At 65.8% G+C, this 18,575-nt stretch carries 21 protein-coding genes and 1 riboswitch; of the genes, 10 read left to right on the top strand and 11 right to left on the bottom strand.

The genetic code is table 11. From position 1 onward, the window contains the following. The gene (locus tag LRS12_RS13185; protein ID WP_257844931.1) at positions 1-543 is read left to right on the top strand and encodes a hypothetical protein; all 543 of its coding nucleotides are present in this window, start codon (positions 1-3) and stop codon (positions 541-543) included. 13 nt (positions 544-556) lie between these two features. Here the strand turns inward: LRS12_RS13185 and LRS12_RS13190 are convergent, their stop codons facing one another. From LRS12_RS13190 to LRS12_RS13225, 8 genes are all read right to left on the bottom strand, one after another. Then, a complete protein-coding gene (locus tag LRS12_RS13190) occupies positions 557-1,183 on the bottom strand; it encodes a hypothetical protein (RefSeq protein WP_257844932.1) in 627 nt (208 codons plus the stop codon). Between the two features lie 88 nt (positions 1,184-1,271). Beyond that, a complete protein-coding gene (locus tag LRS12_RS13195) occupies positions 1,272-2,267 on the bottom strand; it encodes a type II secretion system F family protein (protein WP_374580984.1) in 996 nt (331 codons plus the stop codon). Positions 2,268-2,274: 7 nt separating this feature from the next. After that, complete coding sequence (locus LRS12_RS13200; RefSeq protein ID WP_257844934.1) at positions 2,275-3,252, bottom strand: type II secretion system F family protein; 978 nt, start codon at positions 3,250-3,252, stop codon at positions 2,275-2,277. A 46-nt stretch (positions 3,253-3,298) separates the two neighbouring features. Next, a complete protein-coding gene (locus LRS12_RS13205) occupies positions 3,299-4,582 on the bottom strand; it encodes a pilus assembly protein CpaE (RefSeq protein ID WP_257844935.1) in 1,284 nt (427 codons plus the stop codon). Continuing rightward, a complete protein-coding gene (locus LRS12_RS13210) occupies positions 4,579-5,217 on the bottom strand; it encodes a CpaD family pilus assembly protein (protein ID WP_257844936.1) in 639 nt (212 codons plus the stop codon). The genes LRS12_RS13205 and LRS12_RS13210 overlap by 4 nt, the downstream gene beginning before the upstream one ends. 18 nt (positions 5,218-5,235) lie before the next feature. Continuing rightward, positions 5,236-6,861: a type II and III secretion system protein family protein gene (locus LRS12_RS13215; RefSeq protein ID WP_257844937.1), complete on the bottom strand. Its 1,626-nt coding sequence runs from the start codon at positions 6,859-6,861 to the stop codon at positions 5,236-5,238. A 1-nt stretch (position 6,862) separates the two neighbouring features. Further along, positions 6,863-7,906, bottom strand: a complete 1,044-nt coding sequence (gene cpaB / locus LRS12_RS13220) for a Flp pilus assembly protein CpaB (protein WP_257844938.1) — start codon at positions 7,904-7,906, stop codon at positions 6,863-6,865. A 50-nt stretch (positions 7,907-7,956) separates the two neighbouring features. Beyond that, on the bottom strand, positions 7,957-8,427 hold the full coding sequence (locus LRS12_RS13225) for a prepilin peptidase (RefSeq protein ID WP_257844939.1): 471 nt from the start codon (positions 8,425-8,427) through the stop codon (positions 7,957-7,959). Between the two features lie 50 nt (positions 8,428-8,477). On the opposite strand from LRS12_RS13225, the gene LRS12_RS13230 reads away from it, so the two are divergent. The 6 genes from LRS12_RS13230 to LRS12_RS13255 all read left to right on the top strand — a co-directional run bounded on the left by LRS12_RS13230 (position 8,478) and on the right by LRS12_RS13255 (position 13,048). Further along, the gene (locus LRS12_RS13230) at positions 8,478-9,422 is read left to right on the top strand and encodes an alpha/beta fold hydrolase (RefSeq protein ID WP_257844940.1); all 945 of its coding nucleotides are present in this window, start codon (positions 8,478-8,480) and stop codon (positions 9,420-9,422) included. Then, positions 9,419-10,525 carry an FAD-binding oxidoreductase gene (locus LRS12_RS13235; protein ID WP_257844941.1) on the top strand — a complete coding sequence of 369 codons (1,107 nt, stop codon included), beginning with the start codon at positions 9,419-9,421 and terminating at the stop codon, positions 10,523-10,525. Before LRS12_RS13230 ends, LRS12_RS13235 begins: the two co-directional genes overlap by 4 nt. A 60-nt stretch (positions 10,526-10,585) precedes the next feature. Continuing rightward, on the top strand, positions 10,586-10,759 hold the full coding sequence (locus LRS12_RS13240; protein WP_257844942.1) for a DUF1508 domain-containing protein: 174 nt from the start codon (positions 10,586-10,588) through the stop codon (positions 10,757-10,759). Between the two features lie 16 nt (positions 10,760-10,775). Continuing rightward, positions 10,776-11,114, top strand: a complete 339-nt coding sequence (locus LRS12_RS13245) for a YciI family protein (RefSeq protein WP_257844943.1) — start codon at positions 10,776-10,778, stop codon at positions 11,112-11,114. 44 nt (positions 11,115-11,158) lie between these two features. Continuing rightward, positions 11,159-12,190, top strand: coding sequence for a sulfite exporter TauE/SafE family protein (locus tag LRS12_RS13250; RefSeq protein WP_257844944.1), 1,032 nt, complete (start codon positions 11,159-11,161; stop codon positions 12,188-12,190). Between the two features lie 531 nt (positions 12,191-12,721). Beyond that, entirely contained in the window at positions 12,722-13,048 is a 327-nt protein-coding gene (locus LRS12_RS13255; protein ID WP_257844945.1) for a hypothetical protein, read from the top strand. A gap of 34 nt (positions 13,049-13,082) precedes the next feature. Here the strand turns inward: LRS12_RS13255 and rnhA are convergent, their stop codons facing one another. The 3 genes from rnhA to ispH form a co-directional block, all read right to left on the bottom strand. Next, complete coding sequence (gene rnhA, locus LRS12_RS13260) at positions 13,083-13,523, bottom strand: ribonuclease HI (RefSeq protein WP_257844946.1); 441 nt, start codon at positions 13,521-13,523, stop codon at positions 13,083-13,085. Continuing rightward, a complete protein-coding gene (gene thrB / locus LRS12_RS13265; RefSeq protein ID WP_257844947.1) occupies positions 13,520-14,473 on the bottom strand; it encodes a homoserine kinase in 954 nt (317 codons plus the stop codon). The genes rnhA and thrB overlap by 4 nt, the downstream gene beginning before the upstream one ends. 265 nt (positions 14,474-14,738) lie before the next feature. Beyond that, positions 14,739-15,692: a 4-hydroxy-3-methylbut-2-enyl diphosphate reductase gene (gene ispH, locus LRS12_RS13270; RefSeq protein WP_257844948.1), complete on the bottom strand. Its 954-nt coding sequence runs from the start codon at positions 15,690-15,692 to the stop codon at positions 14,739-14,741. Positions 15,693-15,815: 123 nt separating this feature from the next. Here ispH and LRS12_RS13275 point away from each other — a divergent pair, with 123 nt between their 5' ends. The 3 genes from LRS12_RS13275 to gcvH all read left to right on the top strand — a co-directional run bounded on the left by LRS12_RS13275 (position 15,816) and on the right by gcvH (position 18,524). Then, positions 15,816-16,481 carry a hypothetical protein gene (locus LRS12_RS13275; protein ID WP_257844949.1) on the top strand — a complete coding sequence of 222 codons (666 nt, stop codon included), beginning with the start codon at positions 15,816-15,818 and terminating at the stop codon, positions 16,479-16,481. A gap of 255 nt (positions 16,482-16,736) precedes the next feature. After that, a riboswitch (glycine riboswitch) is annotated at positions 16,737-16,833 on the top strand. Between the two features lie 213 nt (positions 16,834-17,046). Then, positions 17,047-18,156 carry a glycine cleavage system aminomethyltransferase GcvT gene (gcvT, locus tag LRS12_RS13280; RefSeq protein ID WP_257845510.1) on the top strand — a complete coding sequence of 370 codons (1,110 nt, stop codon included), beginning with the start codon at positions 17,047-17,049 and terminating at the stop codon, positions 18,154-18,156. Then, the gene (gcvH, locus tag LRS12_RS13285) at positions 18,153-18,524 is read left to right on the top strand and encodes a glycine cleavage system protein GcvH (RefSeq protein WP_257844950.1); all 372 of its coding nucleotides are present in this window, start codon (positions 18,153-18,155) and stop codon (positions 18,522-18,524) included. Before gcvT ends, gcvH begins: the two co-directional genes overlap by 4 nt. Positions 18,525-18,575: the final 51 nt, after the last annotated feature.

The following is an 18,575-nucleotide window of genomic DNA, read 5'->3' on the forward strand; positions in this document are numbered from 1 at the left end:
ATGGCGCTGGCCGCGATTCTGATCGAGGCCGTCGCCGCCGCGCAGATGACGCCAGTCGACCGCCTCAATGCCGATCTGCTCGCCGCGCCCACCGCGACCGGCGTGCTGGAGGCGCGTTGCGCCGCGCTGGGTCTTGCCGATCCGCCGCGGGTGCGGGCCGAGGTGAAGCGCGGGCGCGTCGTCGCCAGCGCATCGCCCGCGCGGACGCGGCTCAAGGTCGGCAAGGACGAGATGTTGGGCTATCGCCGGGTGCGGCTGATGTGCGGAAGCCATGTCCTGTCGAAGGCGACCAACTGGTATGTTGCCAGCCGTCTCACGCCAGAGATGAACACCGCTCTCGATGGAAGCGATGTGCCTTTTGGCCGAGTCATCCTGCCGCTCTCACCACGCCGCGAAACCTATTCGACATGGCAGGTACGGCCGGGCCGGGTATCGCCCGGCGGTGTTGTTGTGCGCCATCGCGCGATCGTCCTCGACGGCGAGGGGAGGCCCCTCGCCGACGTGGTCGAACATTATCAGGCTATCCTGCTCGGCGGGAGCTGACCCCGTCGCGCGATCAGTGTTGCGGCGCGGTGTCTGCCCGGACGTGCGGGGGCAGCCATTCGTTGCTCACGCTCCCGGTTGGCTCGCCTTGATCAGTCGCTCCCGGCGCAGCTGGATCCGTTCCGCCCGCATCTGCCGACGTTCCGCTCTCTGACGCTGGAAAGGTGGCCACGGGCGAAGCCGGGGCGACCTCCTCCTGCACGGGGGCAGGCGCAGGCGTGGACTCGACGGGCTGCGCTTCGGATGTCCCCATCGGCAATGGGGGCGGGGGCGGTCCCTCCGGAATCCAGTTGTTCGCCGGTTCAGGCGCGGGGGCGGCATCGCCCTTGTCCTGCGCCTTGTCATGCGCGCGCTCGATCAGCGTCGCGGCGGCTGCCCCGGCCACTGCCGCACCGACCACCGGTGCAGCCGACTGCGCGGGGCGCGAATCGCGCAGTTCGCGCTCGAGCTCACGGATGCGATCCTTGGCCGCGCGCAACTCGGCGTCATCGCGGTCGCGCGCACTGGCGTAATTGATCTCGGCATCTTCGAGCTGGCGCTTCCATTTCTTGCCGCCCGAGCTGCTGGCCAGACCAAAGAACCAGCCGGCAACAAGCGTGAAGCCAAGCGCCGCCCATTCGGTGGGCGTGGTGAACAACATGGTCGCGTCTCCCCATTTCGCGTTCGAAACAGGTTAACCAAAGCGGCAGCCGAGCGCCACCCGCCGAATCGACGGGTGGCACGGGAGGTTATCCGCTCATCAGCGCGTCGTTGATCGAGCAGGCCGCCGGACCGAGGATGACGACGAACAGCACCGGAAGGATGAACAGGATCAGCGGTACGGTCATGATCGCGGGCAGGCGCGCGGCCTTTTCCTCGGCGCGCATCATGCGTTCGTTGCGGAATTCGGCAGACAGCACGCGCAGCGCGGAAGCGAGCGGGGTGCCGTATTTCTCGGTCTGAATCATCGTCGTGACGACCCCGCGCACCGAGTCGAGATCGATGCGGGTGGCCAGATTTTCAAAGGCCTGGCGGCGATCGGTGAGGAAACCCAGCTCGATCGCGGTGAGCGAAAATTCCTCGCCCAGTTCGGGATAAGCCTTGCCCAATTCCTTGGAGACGCGACCAAAGGCCGCATCGACCGTGAGTCCCGCTTCGGCACAGATCACCAGCAGGTCGAGCGCGTCAGGAATGCCCTTTCGAATCGCGTGCGACCGCTTCTGGATCTTGTTCTTGAGATAGATGTCCGGTGCCTTGTAGCTCAGGATCGCGCTGCCCGCGACGAGGCCATAAGCCTTGAGCGGCGTCCAGTCGGCGAACATTTCGGTCCCATAGACGAGGAACGCCATCGTACCGCCGATCACGATCGGAAGCACCAGCCGACCGAAGATTACCGCAACGGCATAATCCTTGGACCGGATGCCTGCCTGCATCAGCTTGATCTGCGCGGTCTTGACCTGCGAATCCTGAAGCACCTTGAGCGACGAGAGGAAGTCGCGGATGCGGTCGGTGGTCGCGTTCTTCTGGACCAGCTTCGCCCGGCGCTTGCTGGTCGATGCGGTGATGCCGGCCTTGAGCTGTTCGCGGCGTTCGTTGAGTGCCTTGACGCGCTTTGCCATCGGATCGCGCACCGACGCGGCGGCGTAAATGGCGAGCAGCACGCTGAACGCGGCGACACCTGCCAGGACCGTGGCGACATAGATCACGTCGACGCCGAGCAGGGTGGGGCCGGAGGGAGCGGTCATCATTTCATCAAATCTCGAAATTGATCATCTTGGCCATGATGAAGGCCCCGATACCCATCCAGATGATCCCGCCGCCGCCGGCGATGATCAGCCGCTGGTCAATGAAGAACCCCTGCATATAGGTGTCGTTGATCATCCAGATCATGCCGAAGACGATGAACGGCAGCGCGCCGATGATATAAGCCGATGCCTTGGATTCCGACGACATCGCCTTGATCTTCAGCTTCATCTGGCTGCGCTTCCGCAGCACCTCGGCGAGGTTGGCGAGCGTTTCGGCAAGGTTGCCGCCGGTCTCGCGCTGGATCGCGATCGTGATGCAAAAGAACTGGAATTCGGGTGTACCCAGTCGGTCGGCGGTTTCCTGAAGCGCCTGGTCGAGGGTGCGACCGATCTTCATCTTGTCGCTGATCGAGCGGAACTCCTCGCCTACCGGGCCATCGACCTCCGCACCGACGACACCCATCGTCTCGGTGATCGGAAGGCCCGAGCGCAGGCCGCGCACGAGCAATTCGATCGCGTCGGGGAATTTCGCGGTGAAGCGCGCGATGCGGCGGTTGATCAGGAACCCGACAACCATATGCGGCAGGCCGCCGCCGACGATGATACCGACGAGCAGCGCGAGCAGCGCGGGCAGCCCCTGCACCATCAGCGCAGCTGCGATCACCACGACGATACCGACCGACGCCATGCCATATTGGCCGACGGACCACGGCTTTCCGGTCATTGCCAAGCGTTTGCCGAGCTGGGCCGGGTTGGGCAGGAACCGCGCCGCGGCATTGTCCATCTTGGTCGCGCGCCCGGTCGAGATACGGCGTAGCTGCGCCTCGACCGCGCCCGCGCCGACGACGCCGACGTGACGATCGCGCACGCTGGTGAGGCGGCGCGCGCTCGCGGTCTTCGCCGATGGACCGGCAAAGGCGAGGATGAGCAGCGCGAGCACCATGAAGGTGCCGCCCGCCAGCATCATCATCGGGAGCAATTCCACCCTGTTACGCCTCCGGAAACGGGGAGCCGGCCGTAGCCGACACCGGTTATGCCTTTGCCTTGCGGCCGAGCTTCATCGAACTGGTCAGTTTGCCGAGCAGCGAGCCGCCCTTGGCCCCTGCACCCTTGCCCTTGTCGCGAACGACCTCTTCGCCCGAATCGGTGATCGCGACGACGCGCGCAGCAATCTCGGCCAGCGGGGCGAGTGCCTTGACGTTCTTCCCCGCCTCGGCAAGCGGTTTGCCCAGCTTCGCCGCCTGCACCGCAGTCTTGGTGTCGAGCGGGATCACATAGTCGATCTTGCGCTCGATCGATCCTTCGAAGTCCTTGCGGCTGATTTCGAGCTGACCGGTCGGAACCCGGTTCGCCACGACGATCAGCTGGGTATGCGGCGCGTTCGACTTGAACCAGCTGATGATGCGGATCGCGTCGCGCGCGGCAGCCAGGGTCAGCTCGGTTACCAGCACGGCCACCTGCACATCGGAGATGAGGTGCGGGTAATTGACCAGCATCGCGCGCGGCAGATCGACCACGGTGCACTCGAACGCGGTACGGATCTCCTCCTGCAACTGGAAGAACGCCGCGCCGTCGGTCATCACCGGCGAGTTGATCGGCGCTTCAGCAGACAGCACGGACAATTTATCCGACGCCTTGACCATCGCGCGTTCGATGAACAGTCCGTCGATACGGCTTGGATTTTCGATCGCGTCGGTCAGGCCGCGACCCGGTTCGAGGTCCAGCGTGAGTGCGCCGGTGCCGAAATGTACGTCGAGATCGAGCAGCGCGGTCGAACGGTCGCTTTTCTCGCTCATCAGCCAGGCGAGCGAGGTGGCGAGAGTCGAAGCCCCGACCCCGCCGCGCGTGCCGATCACCGCAACCGCGCAATGCGGGCGGTCCGACGCTACATCGGCATGTTTTGGCGCATTCAGCATCGCCTGGGCATGCACGAACGCTTCACGCATCACGTCGGGATTAAGCGGCTTGAGCAGATAATCCTGAATGCCCGACGCGACGAGGTCGCGATACAGGCGGACGTCGTTGACCTGGCCGGACGCGATCACGACAGTACCCGGCTCGCACACTTCGGCGAGGGCATTGATGTCGTTGAGCGGATCGCCCGATTCGGACAGGTCCACGAACAGGATGTGCGGGCTGGCGGAGACGGAAAGCGTCTGGACCGCATTGCGCAGCCCGCCCTTGTTGACCTTGTCGGGGTTCCAGCCCTGTTCGATCGCGATCGGGCGGATCGTTTCGGCAGTCGTCTCGTCGCACACGAACGCGACGAACGGCTCGCGATGGGCAGCGCGCTGGGGGTTGAAGGGCGCGTTCACTGGTCGCCTCCTCCCGTAGCTTCGGCTTTGACCGTGGTTCCGCCGGTGCCAGTCGGTGCGGCCTCGCGCAGCGCCTTGATCGACTTGCTGATCTGCGCCGGATCGGCGGTGGGCGAGCCGGGCTCACCACGCACCAGATCCTCCGGACGCGCGACCATCGAGGCGAGGTTGCCGTTGACCGCGCAGCCATAGCCAGAGCTGGTCTTGCCGCCGAAATTGCCGTCGCCGGTGTCGCGCCGGTCGGGGCAGCCCGGAACGCTCGCCTTCATGCGGCTGACGATCACGCGGACCATGCCCGGCTGGACCACGCCGGCGGTGACCGGGGCGGGGCCGGACAGCAGCACGCCGTAGCGCGCCGCTTCGCTCGCCACCTGACGCGCTGCGCCGGTGTTGCCGGGATCGTCGACATAGACGCGGTCGCCATGGCCGAGCCGTAGCGACGCGAGCCAGCCGGCGACGCGCGCCTGCTCGCCGGATGCCAGATAGCTGCCGTCGGTGGACGCATCGAACACATAATCGGTGCGCGCGACGACGGGCTGGTTGGCCGATTCGAGACCCGGGGTGCTGCCGACGCCGCATGCGGACAACAGCCCGGCTGCGGCGCTCAGAAAGAGGATCGTATTACGCTTCGACATGGTCGTTCCTCGCCGCGATCAATTGAAACCGAAGCCCGGTGCGGGGGCCGCACCACGCTTGCGCTTGTCCTTGCCGGTGTCCTGCGCCGCCGGTGTAGCGAGCGGCTGGACCGGCTCGCGCTTGGGCTGCGGTTCGGGCTGAACCGGGCTCGCCGCGCCGAGCGAGGGCTCCGCGCCAACCGGGGGGGCCATCTGCGGCGTGGGACGCTTTCCGCCCTTGTCCGACCCGCCAAGGCGACCGAGCAGCACGCGCTCTGCGTCGTCGGGCGCGCGATAGCCGTCGGTCGGCAGCGCGATCTGGTTCCCGTCGACTGGCTTCACCAGATAGGGGGTGATGACGATCACCAACTCGGTCTCGTTGCGCTTGAACCCGTTGGAGCGGAACAGCGCACCGAGCACGGGAACGTTGCCGAGGCCCGGGGTCTGATCGATCGAATTGTCGTGCGAATTCTGGAGCAGGCCGGCAATCATCAGGCTCTGGCCCGACCCCAGCTCGACCGTCGTTTCCGCGCGGCGGGTGGTGAGCGCAGGGATCTGCACGCCGCCGATCGTCACCGATCCGGCGGCCGACAGCTGCGACACTTCGGGGCGGACGCGCAGCGAGATGCGGCCGTCAGCGAGCACCGTGGGCGTGTAGGCGAGGCTGACGCCATATTGCTTATACTCGACCGACACCGCGCCGAGCCCCTGGCTGACCGGGATCGGAATCTCGCCACCGGCGAGGAACGATCCGGTCTCGCCTGACAGCGCGGTCAGGTTCGGGTTGGCGAGCGTCGAGACCTGGCCATTGGTTTCGCCAAGGTCGAGCGCGCCGAGAATGTCGAGGCCGAACAACCGGCCAAGACCGCCGATCGTGGTTCGGCCCGGCCCAGGCGTGATTGCGGTGCCCGGACGCTGGGTGATCGCGCCCGTGATCGGGTCGATCGTGTAGCCACTGACCGTTCCCCCCACGCCCAGCGGGAGGTTGGGGTCGGTGGTCCAGCTGGTCGCAGGCTGGCGTCCGCTGCCGATGCCGAACTTGAACCCGCCCGACCCGTCGAGCGTGGTGAAATTGCTGCCGATATTCTTGGCAAAGCTGCGGCTGACCTCCGAGATCCGGACCTGAAGGTTCACCTGCAGCGGGGTCGAGGTCTTGAGGCGCGAGAGGATCTTGGTCTCTTCGCCGACAAATGCCTGGGCCAGACGTTCCGCCTCTGCCGCATCCTGCGGCGCAGCGACCGTGCCGGTGAGCAGCACGAAGCCGTTCATCGTCGTCGCGGTGATGTTCGAGTCGGGCATCGCCGTGTCGAGCATCCCCTGAACGCTGTCGAAGTTGTTCCCGACACGCACTGTGGTCGAATAGATGACCTTGCCCGCCTTGGTGGTGGCATAGACCGTGGTCTCGCCGACCTTCTTGCCGAACACCCAAAGCTGGGTCGGCGAGCGGACCTGGACGTCGGCGACGTTGCTGTCGGCGACGAAGATATCGGACATCGGCGCGCTCAACGTGATCAATCGGCCACGTCCAGTGGCGATCTGGACCGTGTCGCGCGGCGCGGCATGGACGGTCTGCGCCAGCACTGGTGCCGGCAGCGTCGCCGCCGGCATCGCCAGCACGGACACCGCCGCGAGCGATGCGCCCAGCTTGTTACCCATCACCCGCATTTCAGTTCTTCCCCCCAACGGGAACGACGGTAACCGCGTTGCCCCGTGAAACCTTGACCACCGGCCCGTCGCCGGCGGCTGCCGCGCCGGGATAGTTCCCGCCCGCAGGAGCAGCCCCCGTGCCGGGCATTGCGCTCTCGTCGCGTGCCTTGCCGGGCACCGTGCTGCGCTGGAAGCGCGAGACATCGGCACCGGTCGAGAAGGTCGATCCACCCTCGCTCGGGCGGGCCGCGACACGTGCGATCATCGCCTTTTCGGCCTTGGGATCGTTGCCCTCTGGCATCGTCACCTCACCGGAAGCGATCGCCTCTTCGAGTTCGCTGGCATTGTCGGCGATCGAGCGGAGCGAGAGCGACAGCGTGCCGAGCGTCTGCGCGACCGCGATCTTCTCGGCGATGCGCGGCGTCGCTTCGACCGTCACGGTCGAATAGGTGGCCACGACGGTCTTGCCATTCTCGTCCTGCTGCTTGTCGGTGCGCTGATCGGTGGCGAGCACGCGCAGATTGCGCAGCACCGTTTCCGACGCCTTGAGTGGCGGGCCGTCGCCGCCACCCGCGACCGCCTGGGTCAGGATGAGGTCGACCCGGTCGCCCGGAAAGATGAAGCCCGCGACGGCGGCCTGCGCCGACACCGGGACGGTCACCGCGCGCATACCCGGCGAGAGGGCGGCGGCGAGGAAGCCGCGGTCGCCCGGCTTGACGATCGCGCCCTGGGTCAGCGGCTGGCCTGCGGGAATCGCGAAGCGGACGACGGTGCCCTGCAGCTTGGCAAGGTCGGTGTCTTCCTTCTTGAAATAGGCGCCCTCGACCAGATCCTTGGGCCAGGCGACGAACTTGATCGAATCGGGGCCGAGGATAGTGCCGATCGGCAGCGCCTTGGTCGCGACCAGAACTTCGATCGCATCGACCGGCGCAGGCTGGCCCGGCGCGGGCGCAGCGACCGCGCCCGGGGCCGAGGACCCGGTCATCAGGCTGCGCGCCATGAACGCGGTGATTGCAGCGACGAGTAGTGCTCCCACCAGCAAAATGATCTTGCGTCCATCCATGACGTCTCAGGCCTTTTCTCTGTCGGACCGGGTTGCACCGGCGTTAAGCATCACAAGAAGGGGTTAAAAATCGGTTCGCGGATGGTGAGCAGCGCTGCGATGGCAATCGCGATCCCATAGGGGACCTCCGGTTGCTCGCGTCGCCGACGCACCCATTTCTCGACCAGCATCACCAGCGTGATCGCGCCGCCCGCGAGCGACATGATGATCAGCAGCGTGACCAACTGATTGAACGGAAACCAGAGTGCGAGCGCGGCGATCATCTTGACGTCGCCCCCGCCCATCATTCCGAATTGGAAGGCAGCCGCGAACAGCGCGAACACGCCGACCGCAATGCCCAGCTGGATCGCCATGTCGGGCCAGGGGGACAGGCCCATCGCAAACCACCAGGGCAGCGCCAGCAGCGCGATCGCCGCGTTCTTCCAGTTCGAGATCTCACGGATTCGCGCATCTTCGATCCCGGCCGAAACCAGGATCAGGACCAGCAGGCCCAGCAGAATCACAGGCGCAAATTCCCCCATCGGACTCGAAGTCCTAGACGGGAGGGCTTTCCAAACCGTAACCAGCGCCCATGACCGTTTCCCCGATTGACCGCCGGGCGATTCCCGCCGGTGCCAGCGTCACCAACTGGACCGCCCCCGATGGATGGGTGCTGCGCTGCTTCGCCTGGCCCGCCAGCGGCACGCCGCGCGGGTCGATCCTGTTCCAGGGCGGGCGGGGCGACATCTTCGAGAAATATCTGGAGAGCTTCGCCCACTGGCGGGCGCGCGGCTGGACGATCACCTCGTTCGACTGGCGCGGGCAGGGCGGATCGGGGCGACTGACCGATGCCGCCCATTGTGGGCATATCGAGGATTTCGCGCAGTATATCGCGGACTTTCGCGACTTTGCGCGTGAGTGGATGGCGGCGACGCCGGGGCCGCATGTGATCATGGGGCATTCGATGGGCGGTCATCTGGTGCTGCGCGGGCTGGTCGAAGGCGCGGCGCGGCCGGATGCGGCGGTGCTGATCGCGCCGATGCTGGGGCTGAAGGGGCCGTTCGGTGCGGCTTTGGGCGAGCGGCTGGCGCGCTTTCTGGGCGGGGTGGGCAACAGCGCGCGGCCGGCGTGGAAGTCGAACGAGCGGCCTTACACCACCACCACGCGCGAATCGCTGCTGACGCATGACACCGACCGCTATCAGGACGAGATCTGGTGGCAGCAGGCGAACCCGGGCAACGTCACCGGCCCGCCGAGCTGGAAATGGGTGATCGAGGCGTTTCGATCGACCCGCGAACTGCGCGCCAACCCCGCGCTCAAGCGGATGAACGTGCCGGTACTGGCGCTGATCGCCGAGCATGATGGACTGGTCGATCCAAAAGCGGCGCTGGCGACGGTGGCGAAGCTGCCCGACGCGCGCATTGTCCGGTTCGGCAAGGAAAGCGCGCATGAAATCCTGCGAGAGGCAGACAAGGTGCGCAACCGCGCGATCGGCGAGATCGACATGTTCCTAGAAGCTCGGGTGCGGCGCGGATGAGCCAATATGACGTCGCGATTGTCGGGGCGGGGATTGCGGGGGCGAGTCTGGCGGCGGAGATCGCGCCGCACGCCCGAGTCCTGATCCTGGAGGGCGAGGACCAGCCGGGCTATCACGCCACCGGGCGTTCGGCGGCCTTCTGGTCCGAAACCTATGGCGGACCGGACATTCAGCCGCTGGTGACCGCGTCGGGAGATTTCCTGCACAACCCCCCTGCCGAGATGGGCGGGGAGAGTTTCCTGTCCCCACGCGGTGAACTGTTCATTGCGCAGCGCGATGACCGCGCAGTGATCGACGGCTTCGTCGCGAAGTTCGCGGCGCTCGGGGTCATGCTCGATGAAGTCGATCCGGCGGCCTATTGCCCCGGCCTGCGTCCCGAATGGACCGACGCGCTGTACGACGATGGCTGTTGCGACATCGATGTCGCGCGGCTGCACGGTGCGTATCTTACCGCCGCGCGGGGCGGGGGGGCGGAACTGGTGTGCGATGCCGCAGTGACCGGCCTGTCGCGCCACGGGCATTGGACGATCACGACGCGGGCGGGGGTGTTCACCGCCGATGTGCTGGTCAATGCAGCGGGGGCGTGGGCCGAGGCGGTGGGGATCATGGCCGGTGCGCCGCCGACCGGCATTGCGCCGCTGCGCCGCACGATGGTGCAGCTGCGCGTCGATCCGCCTGCGCCGATGACGTTGCCGCTGGTGCGCGACGCGCATGAGCGGTTTTACTTCAAGCCCGAATCGGGCGGGCGCATCTGGCTGTCGCCGCATGACGAGATCGCGACGGATCCGTGCGATGCGGCGCCCGAGGAGATCGACGTCGCGATCGCGATCGACAAATTGGACAGCGCGGTCGACTGGCGGGTCACGGCGGTCGAGCGGCGCTGGGCGGGGCTGCGCACCTTCGCGCCCGACCGGCGGCCGGTCTATGGCTTCGACCCCGCCGTGCCGGGGCTGTTCTGGTGCGCGGGGCAGGGCGGGTTCGGCATCCAGACCGCGCCCGCCGCGTCGAAGATCGCCGCCGCGATGCTGATGGGCATGCCGGTCGATCCGATGGCGGCGCATCTCGACCCCGAACGCTATTCGATCCGCCGTTTTCGCGGGTGAATCGCTGGACGAGCGCCGCGGCTTCGCTATCGTTCGACCATCGCAACGAAGGAGCATGACATGGCCCACAAGTTCGTGATCGAGCAGAACAAGGCCGGCGAATATGTCGCGAAGTTCAAGTACAACAGCGAAGTGATGTTCTGGACCGAGGGCTATTCGAGCAAGGCGTCGGCGCAGAACGCAATCGATTCGATCAAGAAGAACGGGCCGGGCGCGCCGGTCGAAGAGGGCTGAACGCCCGCGTGCCCGCATGACCAAATATCTGATCTCCTTCCCCAGCGCGGCGATGCAGGTCAGCGATGACGAGCTTCCCGCGGTGGGCGACGCGGCCCGCGCCGTGATCCGCGAAGCGAAGGCGGCGGGTGTCTATGTGTTCGGCGGCGGCATCGCCGAGGATGTTCCGCCGATGCTGGTATCGGGCGACGGCGGAGTCGTTGTCGGGACCTATCCGGGCAGCCGCCTCGACGGCGGGTTCACCGTTCTCGAAGTGCCGACGCGCGCCGAAGCTGAGCAATGGGCGCGCCGGATCGCCGTCGCGTGCCGCTGTGCGCAGGAGTTGCGCGAATTCATGTACGATCCGGAGAGTTAGGCGCGGTTGCGCGCCCGTCGCGGTGCGCTAGAACGGCGTGAACGGTGCTGAGTGCAATCGGGGGATTGCGGCACAAGGGGCGGGTGATGTTCTTCGAAAGCCGGATTTTCCGCGGCTGGTATGGCGGCATGATTCTGCTGTGGGTGATCCTGTTCGCCCTGCTCAACTCGATCCCGTTCCTGATCGACCATTGGCATTATCCGGCGATCATGGTGCTGGGGGCGTTCGTCGCCGGCCTGACGCCCGAGGGCGGCGGCGCGGTGGCGTTTCCGGTGCTCAGCGTCTTTTTCGACATCAAGCGCGAGATGGCGCGCGACTTCAGCCTGATGATCCAGTCGATCGGGATGACCAGTGCGAGCATCTGGATCCTGTCGCGCAAGGGCCGGAAGCTGGCGACCTATGCACCGCTATTGTGGTTCGTGCCGGTCAGTTTTCTCGGCTTCGTGGCGGGCATGTTGCTGCTGCAGACGATCCCGGTGTTCATCATCCAGGCGCTGTTTCTCAGCCTGATCCTGACCTTTGCACTGGCCTATGTGTCGAGCAAGCATCGCGGCGCGCTGCCGGTTCTGACCGCAAAGGGGCCGGTCGATCATGCGATGCTGGCGGGGGTTCTGATCCTGGGCGGCATGTGCGCCAGCCTGTTCGGGACCGGGGCCGATATCGTGCTCTACACGATGCTGGTGACGCGGTTCCGCATGGACGAGAAGGTTGCCACGCACATGAGCATCATGGTGATGGCGGCGATCAGCATCCTTGGCTACGCCTATCGCTTCTTCTGGGACGGCGACATCACCGATTATCAGATCCGCACCTGGCTGTGCGCCTATCCGGTGGTGTTGTTCATGGCGCCGTTCGGCAGCTACATCCTGCACAAGATGCACGTCGAATGGATGCTGCGCGGGATTGTTGCGCTCAATATTTTCCAACTTGGTTATTTCAACCTCAAAAATCCGAGCTGGGAGAAACTCGCCTGGTCGAGCGGATTCAGCGTCGTGCTGTTCGCGATCTTCTGGTTCTCGCTCGCGCATATCGCGCGGCAGACCGAGCGCAGACGGCTGGCGGCGGAGGCAAACTGAGGGGGGCGAGCAACGCCGCGTCGCTCGCCGGTCTGTCCGCCGAGCCTGGAATTGTCGTTGTGGACGCGGCGTGTTGCGTTTGTTCACCGGGTCTCCGTCTGCTGTGGCGTGCGGATAATTATAACCAAATAGGTTCTTGTAGGAAAGCGGGTAGTAATTTTTGGCTGTTTTCCGCGGGTTTTCGCGTGGGCGGCAGATGGCCGCGATGGGTCGGACGGGCGATTTCAGGAGTCGTGCCGGGCGTGGTGCGAACGATGCAATGCGACGATGTCGACGAACTTCGTGTGATGGAGCACCGGTCGGGTGTCGCGTTTGCGGAGGGAAATGTCGAACGCGTGCAACGGTGGGGACGAGCCGATCGAGCAATGCCGGTGGTGAAGTGAATTTCAAACCGAGGCCGCGATGACGGTGGAAGCGGAATGACGGCTAACGACCCCAAGTCGGTCATTCGGCGTCGCCGCTATGCTGCCCAAAGCGGACATTGGCTGCATGGCCCCCTTGCTGTAGCTACGCTGCAAAGGGGCGATTGGTATGGATGCTAAGGACTTCGCAGCAGCTTGCCGAGAGAAACGCGACACGCTGCTTTCATCTTTTGCTGACCTGTCAGGAGGGAGCGCAGTCGCAGCTCATCTTGCAGCCGCCAACCTCACCCAATCTCAACGCAAGCAGGTGTTCGCCGCGATCGACGCGGCGCTGACAGACACCTTCTACACCTTGCTCCTGGCGCTCGATGGCTCCGCTTCATTAGCGGGTAATCAGCATACCTTCGTCTTAATCGACGAGACCGGCAACACTATCGCGAATGGTGACGGCCGCTTGGAAGCGGCGGCGTGGGCGGCTTTTCACTCAGATAGCTGAACGGCAGCTAACCACCCAAAACCCGCCGCCCGTACTAACTCCGCAGCGCGGCGTCGCTCGCGAGCTGGTCGGCGCGTTCGTTGTCGGGGTGGCCGGCGTGGCCCTTGACCCATAGCCATTCGATGCGGTGCGGTTTGGCGGCGTCGAGGAGTTCGATCCACAGGTCGCTGTTCTTGACCGGCTTCTTGTCCGCCGTGCGCCAGCCATTGCGCTGCCAGCCCTTGATCCACTTGGTCAGGCCATCCATCACGTAGCGGCTGTCGGTCGACAGCTTGACCCGGCACGGCTTGTTGAGCGCCTTCAGCCCCTGAATCGCCGCCATCAGCTCCATGCGGTTGTTGGTGGTGTGCGGCTCGCCGCCCGAGAGTTCCTTTTCGACCGTCCCCGCGCGGAGCAGCACGCCCCAGCCGCCGCGCCCGGGATTGCCCTTGCACGCGCCGTCGGTGGCGATTTCGACGAGGGGGAGTTCGGTCATGCGGGGGTGCTCATGGCTTGGTAATGGCGGAGTCGGCGGACATAGGCGAGCGGGTCCTTGCGCGTCACCAGCGCGTCCGCCGGGGTGTTGATCCAGTCGAATGCGCGCGACAGGGCGAAGCGGATGCACGCCCCGCTGGCGAGCAGCGGGAAGGCGGCGCGTTCGGCTTCGCTCAATGGGAAACGGGATTCATAGCCGCGCAGCAGCGCGTCGCCGATTGATGGGTGATAGTCCGCGCCGGTCGCGTCGAAGCTCCATGCGCTGTGCATCACGGCGAGATCGTAGATGCGGATGTCGGTGCTGGCGAAATAGAAGTCGATCAGGCCGGTGACGGTGTCGCCGAGCATCAGCACATTGTCGGGAAACAGATCGGCATGGATCGCGCAGCGGTCGAAGCCGTCGCGCGGCCAGTCCGCCAGCACCTTGTCGAGCGCGGCACCGAGTTCGGCGTGCAGTCCCGGGGCGATGTCGTCGAGGCTGTCGCCGCAGCGGTCGAACAGCGGACGCCAGCTGTCGAAGCCCATCGAATTGGGGCGGTCCTGTCCGAAATCGGCGACCGCGGCGTGCATGTCAGCCATCGCCCGCGCCGCCGCCTCGGCCTGAGCCGGGGTGGGGTGCGACAGCGAGACCCCCGACAGGAATTTGATCAGGCACGCCGGGCGGCCCTCCAGCGTCTGGATCGCCACGCCGTTGCGGTCGGGAATCGCGGGCGGGACCGACAGCCCCTTGGCATCGAGATGCGCGAGCAGATCCATGAAATAGGGCAGGTCGCCCGCATCGACGCGCTTTTCGTAGAGCGTCAGGATGAAGCGGCCGCGGGTGGTGTCGACGAGGTAATTGCTGTTCTCGACCCCTTCGGCGATGCCCTTGGCCGAGACCAGTTCGCCGACATCGTAGCGCGCGAGGAACGCGGCGAGCGATTCGGCCGGGACCTGTGTGTAGACTGCCAATCTGGGTCCCCATGCATGTGGTGTTCGAGGGTCGCGGGTAAATGCTGGGCGGAACCGGGGCAAGGCGGATTTGGCGCTGGAATGTGGTCCAAGCCATTCCTCCCCCAGATTGGTGGGGAGGTGGCAGCGCGAAGCGCTGACGGAGGGCCGCCCTCGTAGAGGGCGGGATTTTGCCGAGCTGTTTACGGCTGTCTGCGCAGCCGCCCCTCCACCACCGCCTTCGGCGGCGGTCCCCTCCCCCAGCGAGCTGGGGGAGGAATGTTGGCTACGCCGCCTCGAGCCCCTTGGGCAGTTTGAAGGTGATCGTTTCCTGTGCGGTTTCGACCTGGCGTTCGGTGATGTCGTAGCGGGTGGCGATATGGTCGATCACTTCCCGCACCAGCACTTCGGGAGCCGATGCGCCAGCAGTGATGCCAAGCGTGCCGACGCCGTGGAGCCAGTCGAAATCGAGATCCTCGGCGCGCTGGATCAGCTTCGACGTCGTGCCCTCACGCTCGGCCAGTTCGGCAAGGCGCAGCGAGTTGGACGAATTGGGCGCGCCGATCACGAGGACCAGGTCGCACGAGCTCGCGATCGCGCGCACCGCCGCCTGCCGGTTGGAGGTTGCGTAGCAAATATCGTCTGCCTTGGGCGCGACGATATTGGGGAAGCGCCGCTGGAGAATGCCCAGGATTGCCGCCGTATCGTCGACCGAAAGTGTGGTCTGGGTCAGGAAGGCGAGGTTTTCGGGATCGGTCGGCGCCACCGCTTCGGCGTCCGCTTCGGTCTCGATCAGCGTCATCGCGCCTTCGGGCACCTGACCGAAGGTGCCGATCACCTCGGGATGCCCGGCATGGCCGATGAACAGGATTTGCCGCCCCGCCGCGACCAGTCGCTCGGCCTGGCGATGCACCTTGGATACGAGCGGGCAGGTCGCATCGAGATAGGAAAGCCCGCGATCCTGCGCGGCGGCGGGCACCGATTTGGGGACGCCGTGCGCGGAGAAGACGACATGGACGCCGTCGGGGACCTGATCGAGTTCGTCGACGAAGATCGCGCCCTTCGCCTTCAGTGTATCGACGACGTACTTGTTGTGGACGATCTCGTGCCGGACATAGACCGGCGCGCCGTGGAGTTCGATCGCGCGCTCGACGATCTGAATCGCGCGGTCCACCCCGGCGCAAAATCCGCGCGGCGCGGCGATGAGGAGTTCGAGGACGGGCTTCTGGGTGTCGGTCATCGCGCTCGCCTTACGCGATCACGGGCTGCTGTGAAAGGCGCGGGATGGGCGTTGCGGGAAGCCGACGCGCTGCCTATGGTGCGCGCCGCCGGGCCGGGTCCGCCAGTAGTGGCGGGGCCAGGCATGTCTTGTTCGGGAAAGGTGCCCCAGTTGAAACTCCGCAAACTCGCTCTTGCCGCTGCGATCCCGTTGGCGCTGGGTGCCTGCTCCCGTGAGGGAGACATTGCCGAGGGCGGCATCACTGCGGTCCGTTCGGCCTGTCCGCGCGTCGGCGTCCCGGCGGGGACGGGCGACGTTACCCTGTTCAATCCCGCTGGCAGCACGGATGCGTCGGCAATCGACGTCACTGCGGTGATGACCAACGTCACCTCGACTTGCGACGACAGCGGCGAAATGATCCGCAGCGACATCGCGTTCGAGGTGCTGGGCAGCCGCCGTTCGACCGACGGCGCGCGCGAGGTGACGCTCCCCTATTTCGTGACGGTGGTTCAGGGCGGCACCTCGGTAGTTTCGAAGCGGGTCGCGCAGGTGACGCTGCGGTTCGAGCCGGGGCAGGCGCGTGCGCAGACGAGCGGTACGGCCAACGCCTACGTGTCGCGCGCCGCCGCGACCTTGCCCGAGGATATCCGCCGCCAGATCCTGGCGAAGCGCAAGGCGGGCGACGAAACCGCAGCGATGGACCCGCTGGCCCGCCCCGAAGTGCGGCAGGCGGTGCTGCGCGCGACGTTCGAGGCGCTGGTGGGGTTCCAGCTCACCGACGCCCAGCTGAAGTATAACGCGACGCGTTAGTTCGGCGATTCAAGCCAATCCTCCCCCGCCAGGGGGAGGTGTCGCCAAAGGCGACGGAGGGGGAGGACGGCTGCGTCCTTTCGGTTCAGACCGAACCCCTTCCTCCCCTCCGTCACGCTGCGCGTGCCACCTCCCCCTGGCGGGGGAGGATTGAAGGCAGGTGCCGGATCTGCATCCGACCGAATCCCCAACTTCGCGATTGACTCGAACGGTGCGGCGCAGCATTCCGGCTGCGTCGACATCGGGCAACCGGTGAAGGCGCGCGCGGGAGAGTTTTCGGGTCTTCGGGTCCGGAACGCCGAAGGAGCAACCGCCCCGGAATCTCTCAGGCACCAGGGACCGCGCGGGCCACGACACTCTGGAAAGCGCTCGCTCCGTCAGGGGTGAGCCACCGAAGGGGTAAGTCCCGGATGTGCTCCGGGATCAAAGCTCTCAGGTTCCCGTGACAGAGGGGGCGACGGATGAATGGCCGCGCTGTGCGGCATTCCGTCGTCAATTCTGGAGCACGCGCGTGACCGATACCCCTGATACCGTAGCGGGCGAGCCCGAATTCGTCGAAGAGCTGATGCTGCTTCCGCTCGATGCGTGGCATCGTGCGCGCGGCGGGCGGATGGTGCCGTTCGCGGGCTATGAGATGCCGGTCCAGTATGAGGGCATCATGGCCGAGCATCTGTGGGTGCGCGAATCGGCCGGGCTGTTCGATGTGTCGCATATGGGGCAGCTGTTCCTGTCGGGCGAGAATCTCGACGCCGAGCTGGAGAAGCTGATCCCCGCCGATGTCGCGGGCGTCGCGGTGGGGCAGCAGAAATATTCGCTGCTGCTGGCCGAGAATGGCGGGATTCTCGATGACCTGATGTTCAGCCGCTGGCCGGGTGGCATCTACATGGTCGTCAACGGCGCGTGCAAATGGGACGACATCGCCCATCTGCGCGAGCATCTGCCCGACGATATCGAGATCAACCATATGGACGAGCATGCGCTGCTGGCGCTGCAGGGTCCCAAGGCGTTCGACGCGCTGAACCGCCATGTGACGGGCGAGTATCCGCTCGATGCGCTGGTGTTCATGAAGGGCGGCAAGTTCGAGATTGCGGGAGTGCCCGCCTATATCAGCCGTTCGGGCTATACCGGCGAGGACGGGTTCGAGATTTCGATCCCTGCAGAGGATGCCGCGAAGGTCGCCGACCTGCTGTGCGGCGAGCCCGAGGTGAAGCCGATCGGGCTGGGTGCGCGCGATTCGCTGCGGCTCGAGGCCGACCTGCCGCTCTATGGCCACGACCTCGATCCCGAGACGACGCCGATCATGGCGGCGCTGAACTTTGCGGTGGCGAGCAAGCGGCGGCGCGAGGAGGCGAACTTCCCGGGTGCCGAGCGCATCCTGATGGAGCGCGAGAACGGCCCGATCCAGCGCCGCGTCGGCCTGATCGTCGAGGGGCGCCAGCCGGTGCGCGAGGGCGCGTTGGTGCTGGACGATGCCGGCAACGAAGTCGGCCGCGTCACCAGCGGCGGTTTCGCCCCGACCGTCCAGAAGCCGATCGCGATGGCCTATGTGCCGACCGCGATGGCCGCAATCGGCACGCGCGTGACGCTGAGCCAGCGCGGCAAGATCCATCATGGCGAAGTGGCGCAGATGCCCTTCGTCCCCCACCGCTATGTCCGTCAGGGAGGCATGAAATGAGCCGTTACTTCACCGAAGATCATGAGTGGATCGAACTCGACGGCGAGATCGCGACCGTCGGCATCTCCGAATATGCGCAGAGCCAGCTGGGCGACATCGTGTTCGTCGAGGTGCCCGAAGAGGGCAAGACCGTCAGCAAGGGCGACGACGCCGCGGTGGTCGAAAGCGTCAAGGCGGCGAGCGACGTCTATGCGCCGGTCAGCGGCACGGTGATCGAGGGGAACCCGGCGCTGGAGGACAATCCCGCGCTGGTGAACGAAGACCCCGAGGGCGATGGCTGGTTCTTCAAGATGACGCTGAGCGACACGAGCGAGCTTGATGGGTTGATGAACGAGAGCGCCTATGCGGAGTTCGTGAGCAAGCTGTGATCTTCTAGCTCCCCTCCCTGCAAGGGAGGGGATGGGGGTGGGTGGCGAGCG

Source organism: Sphingomonas sp. J344 (genome assembly GCF_024700005.1).
Lineage (GTDB): Bacteria > Pseudomonadota > Alphaproteobacteria > Sphingomonadales > Sphingomonadaceae > Sphingomonas.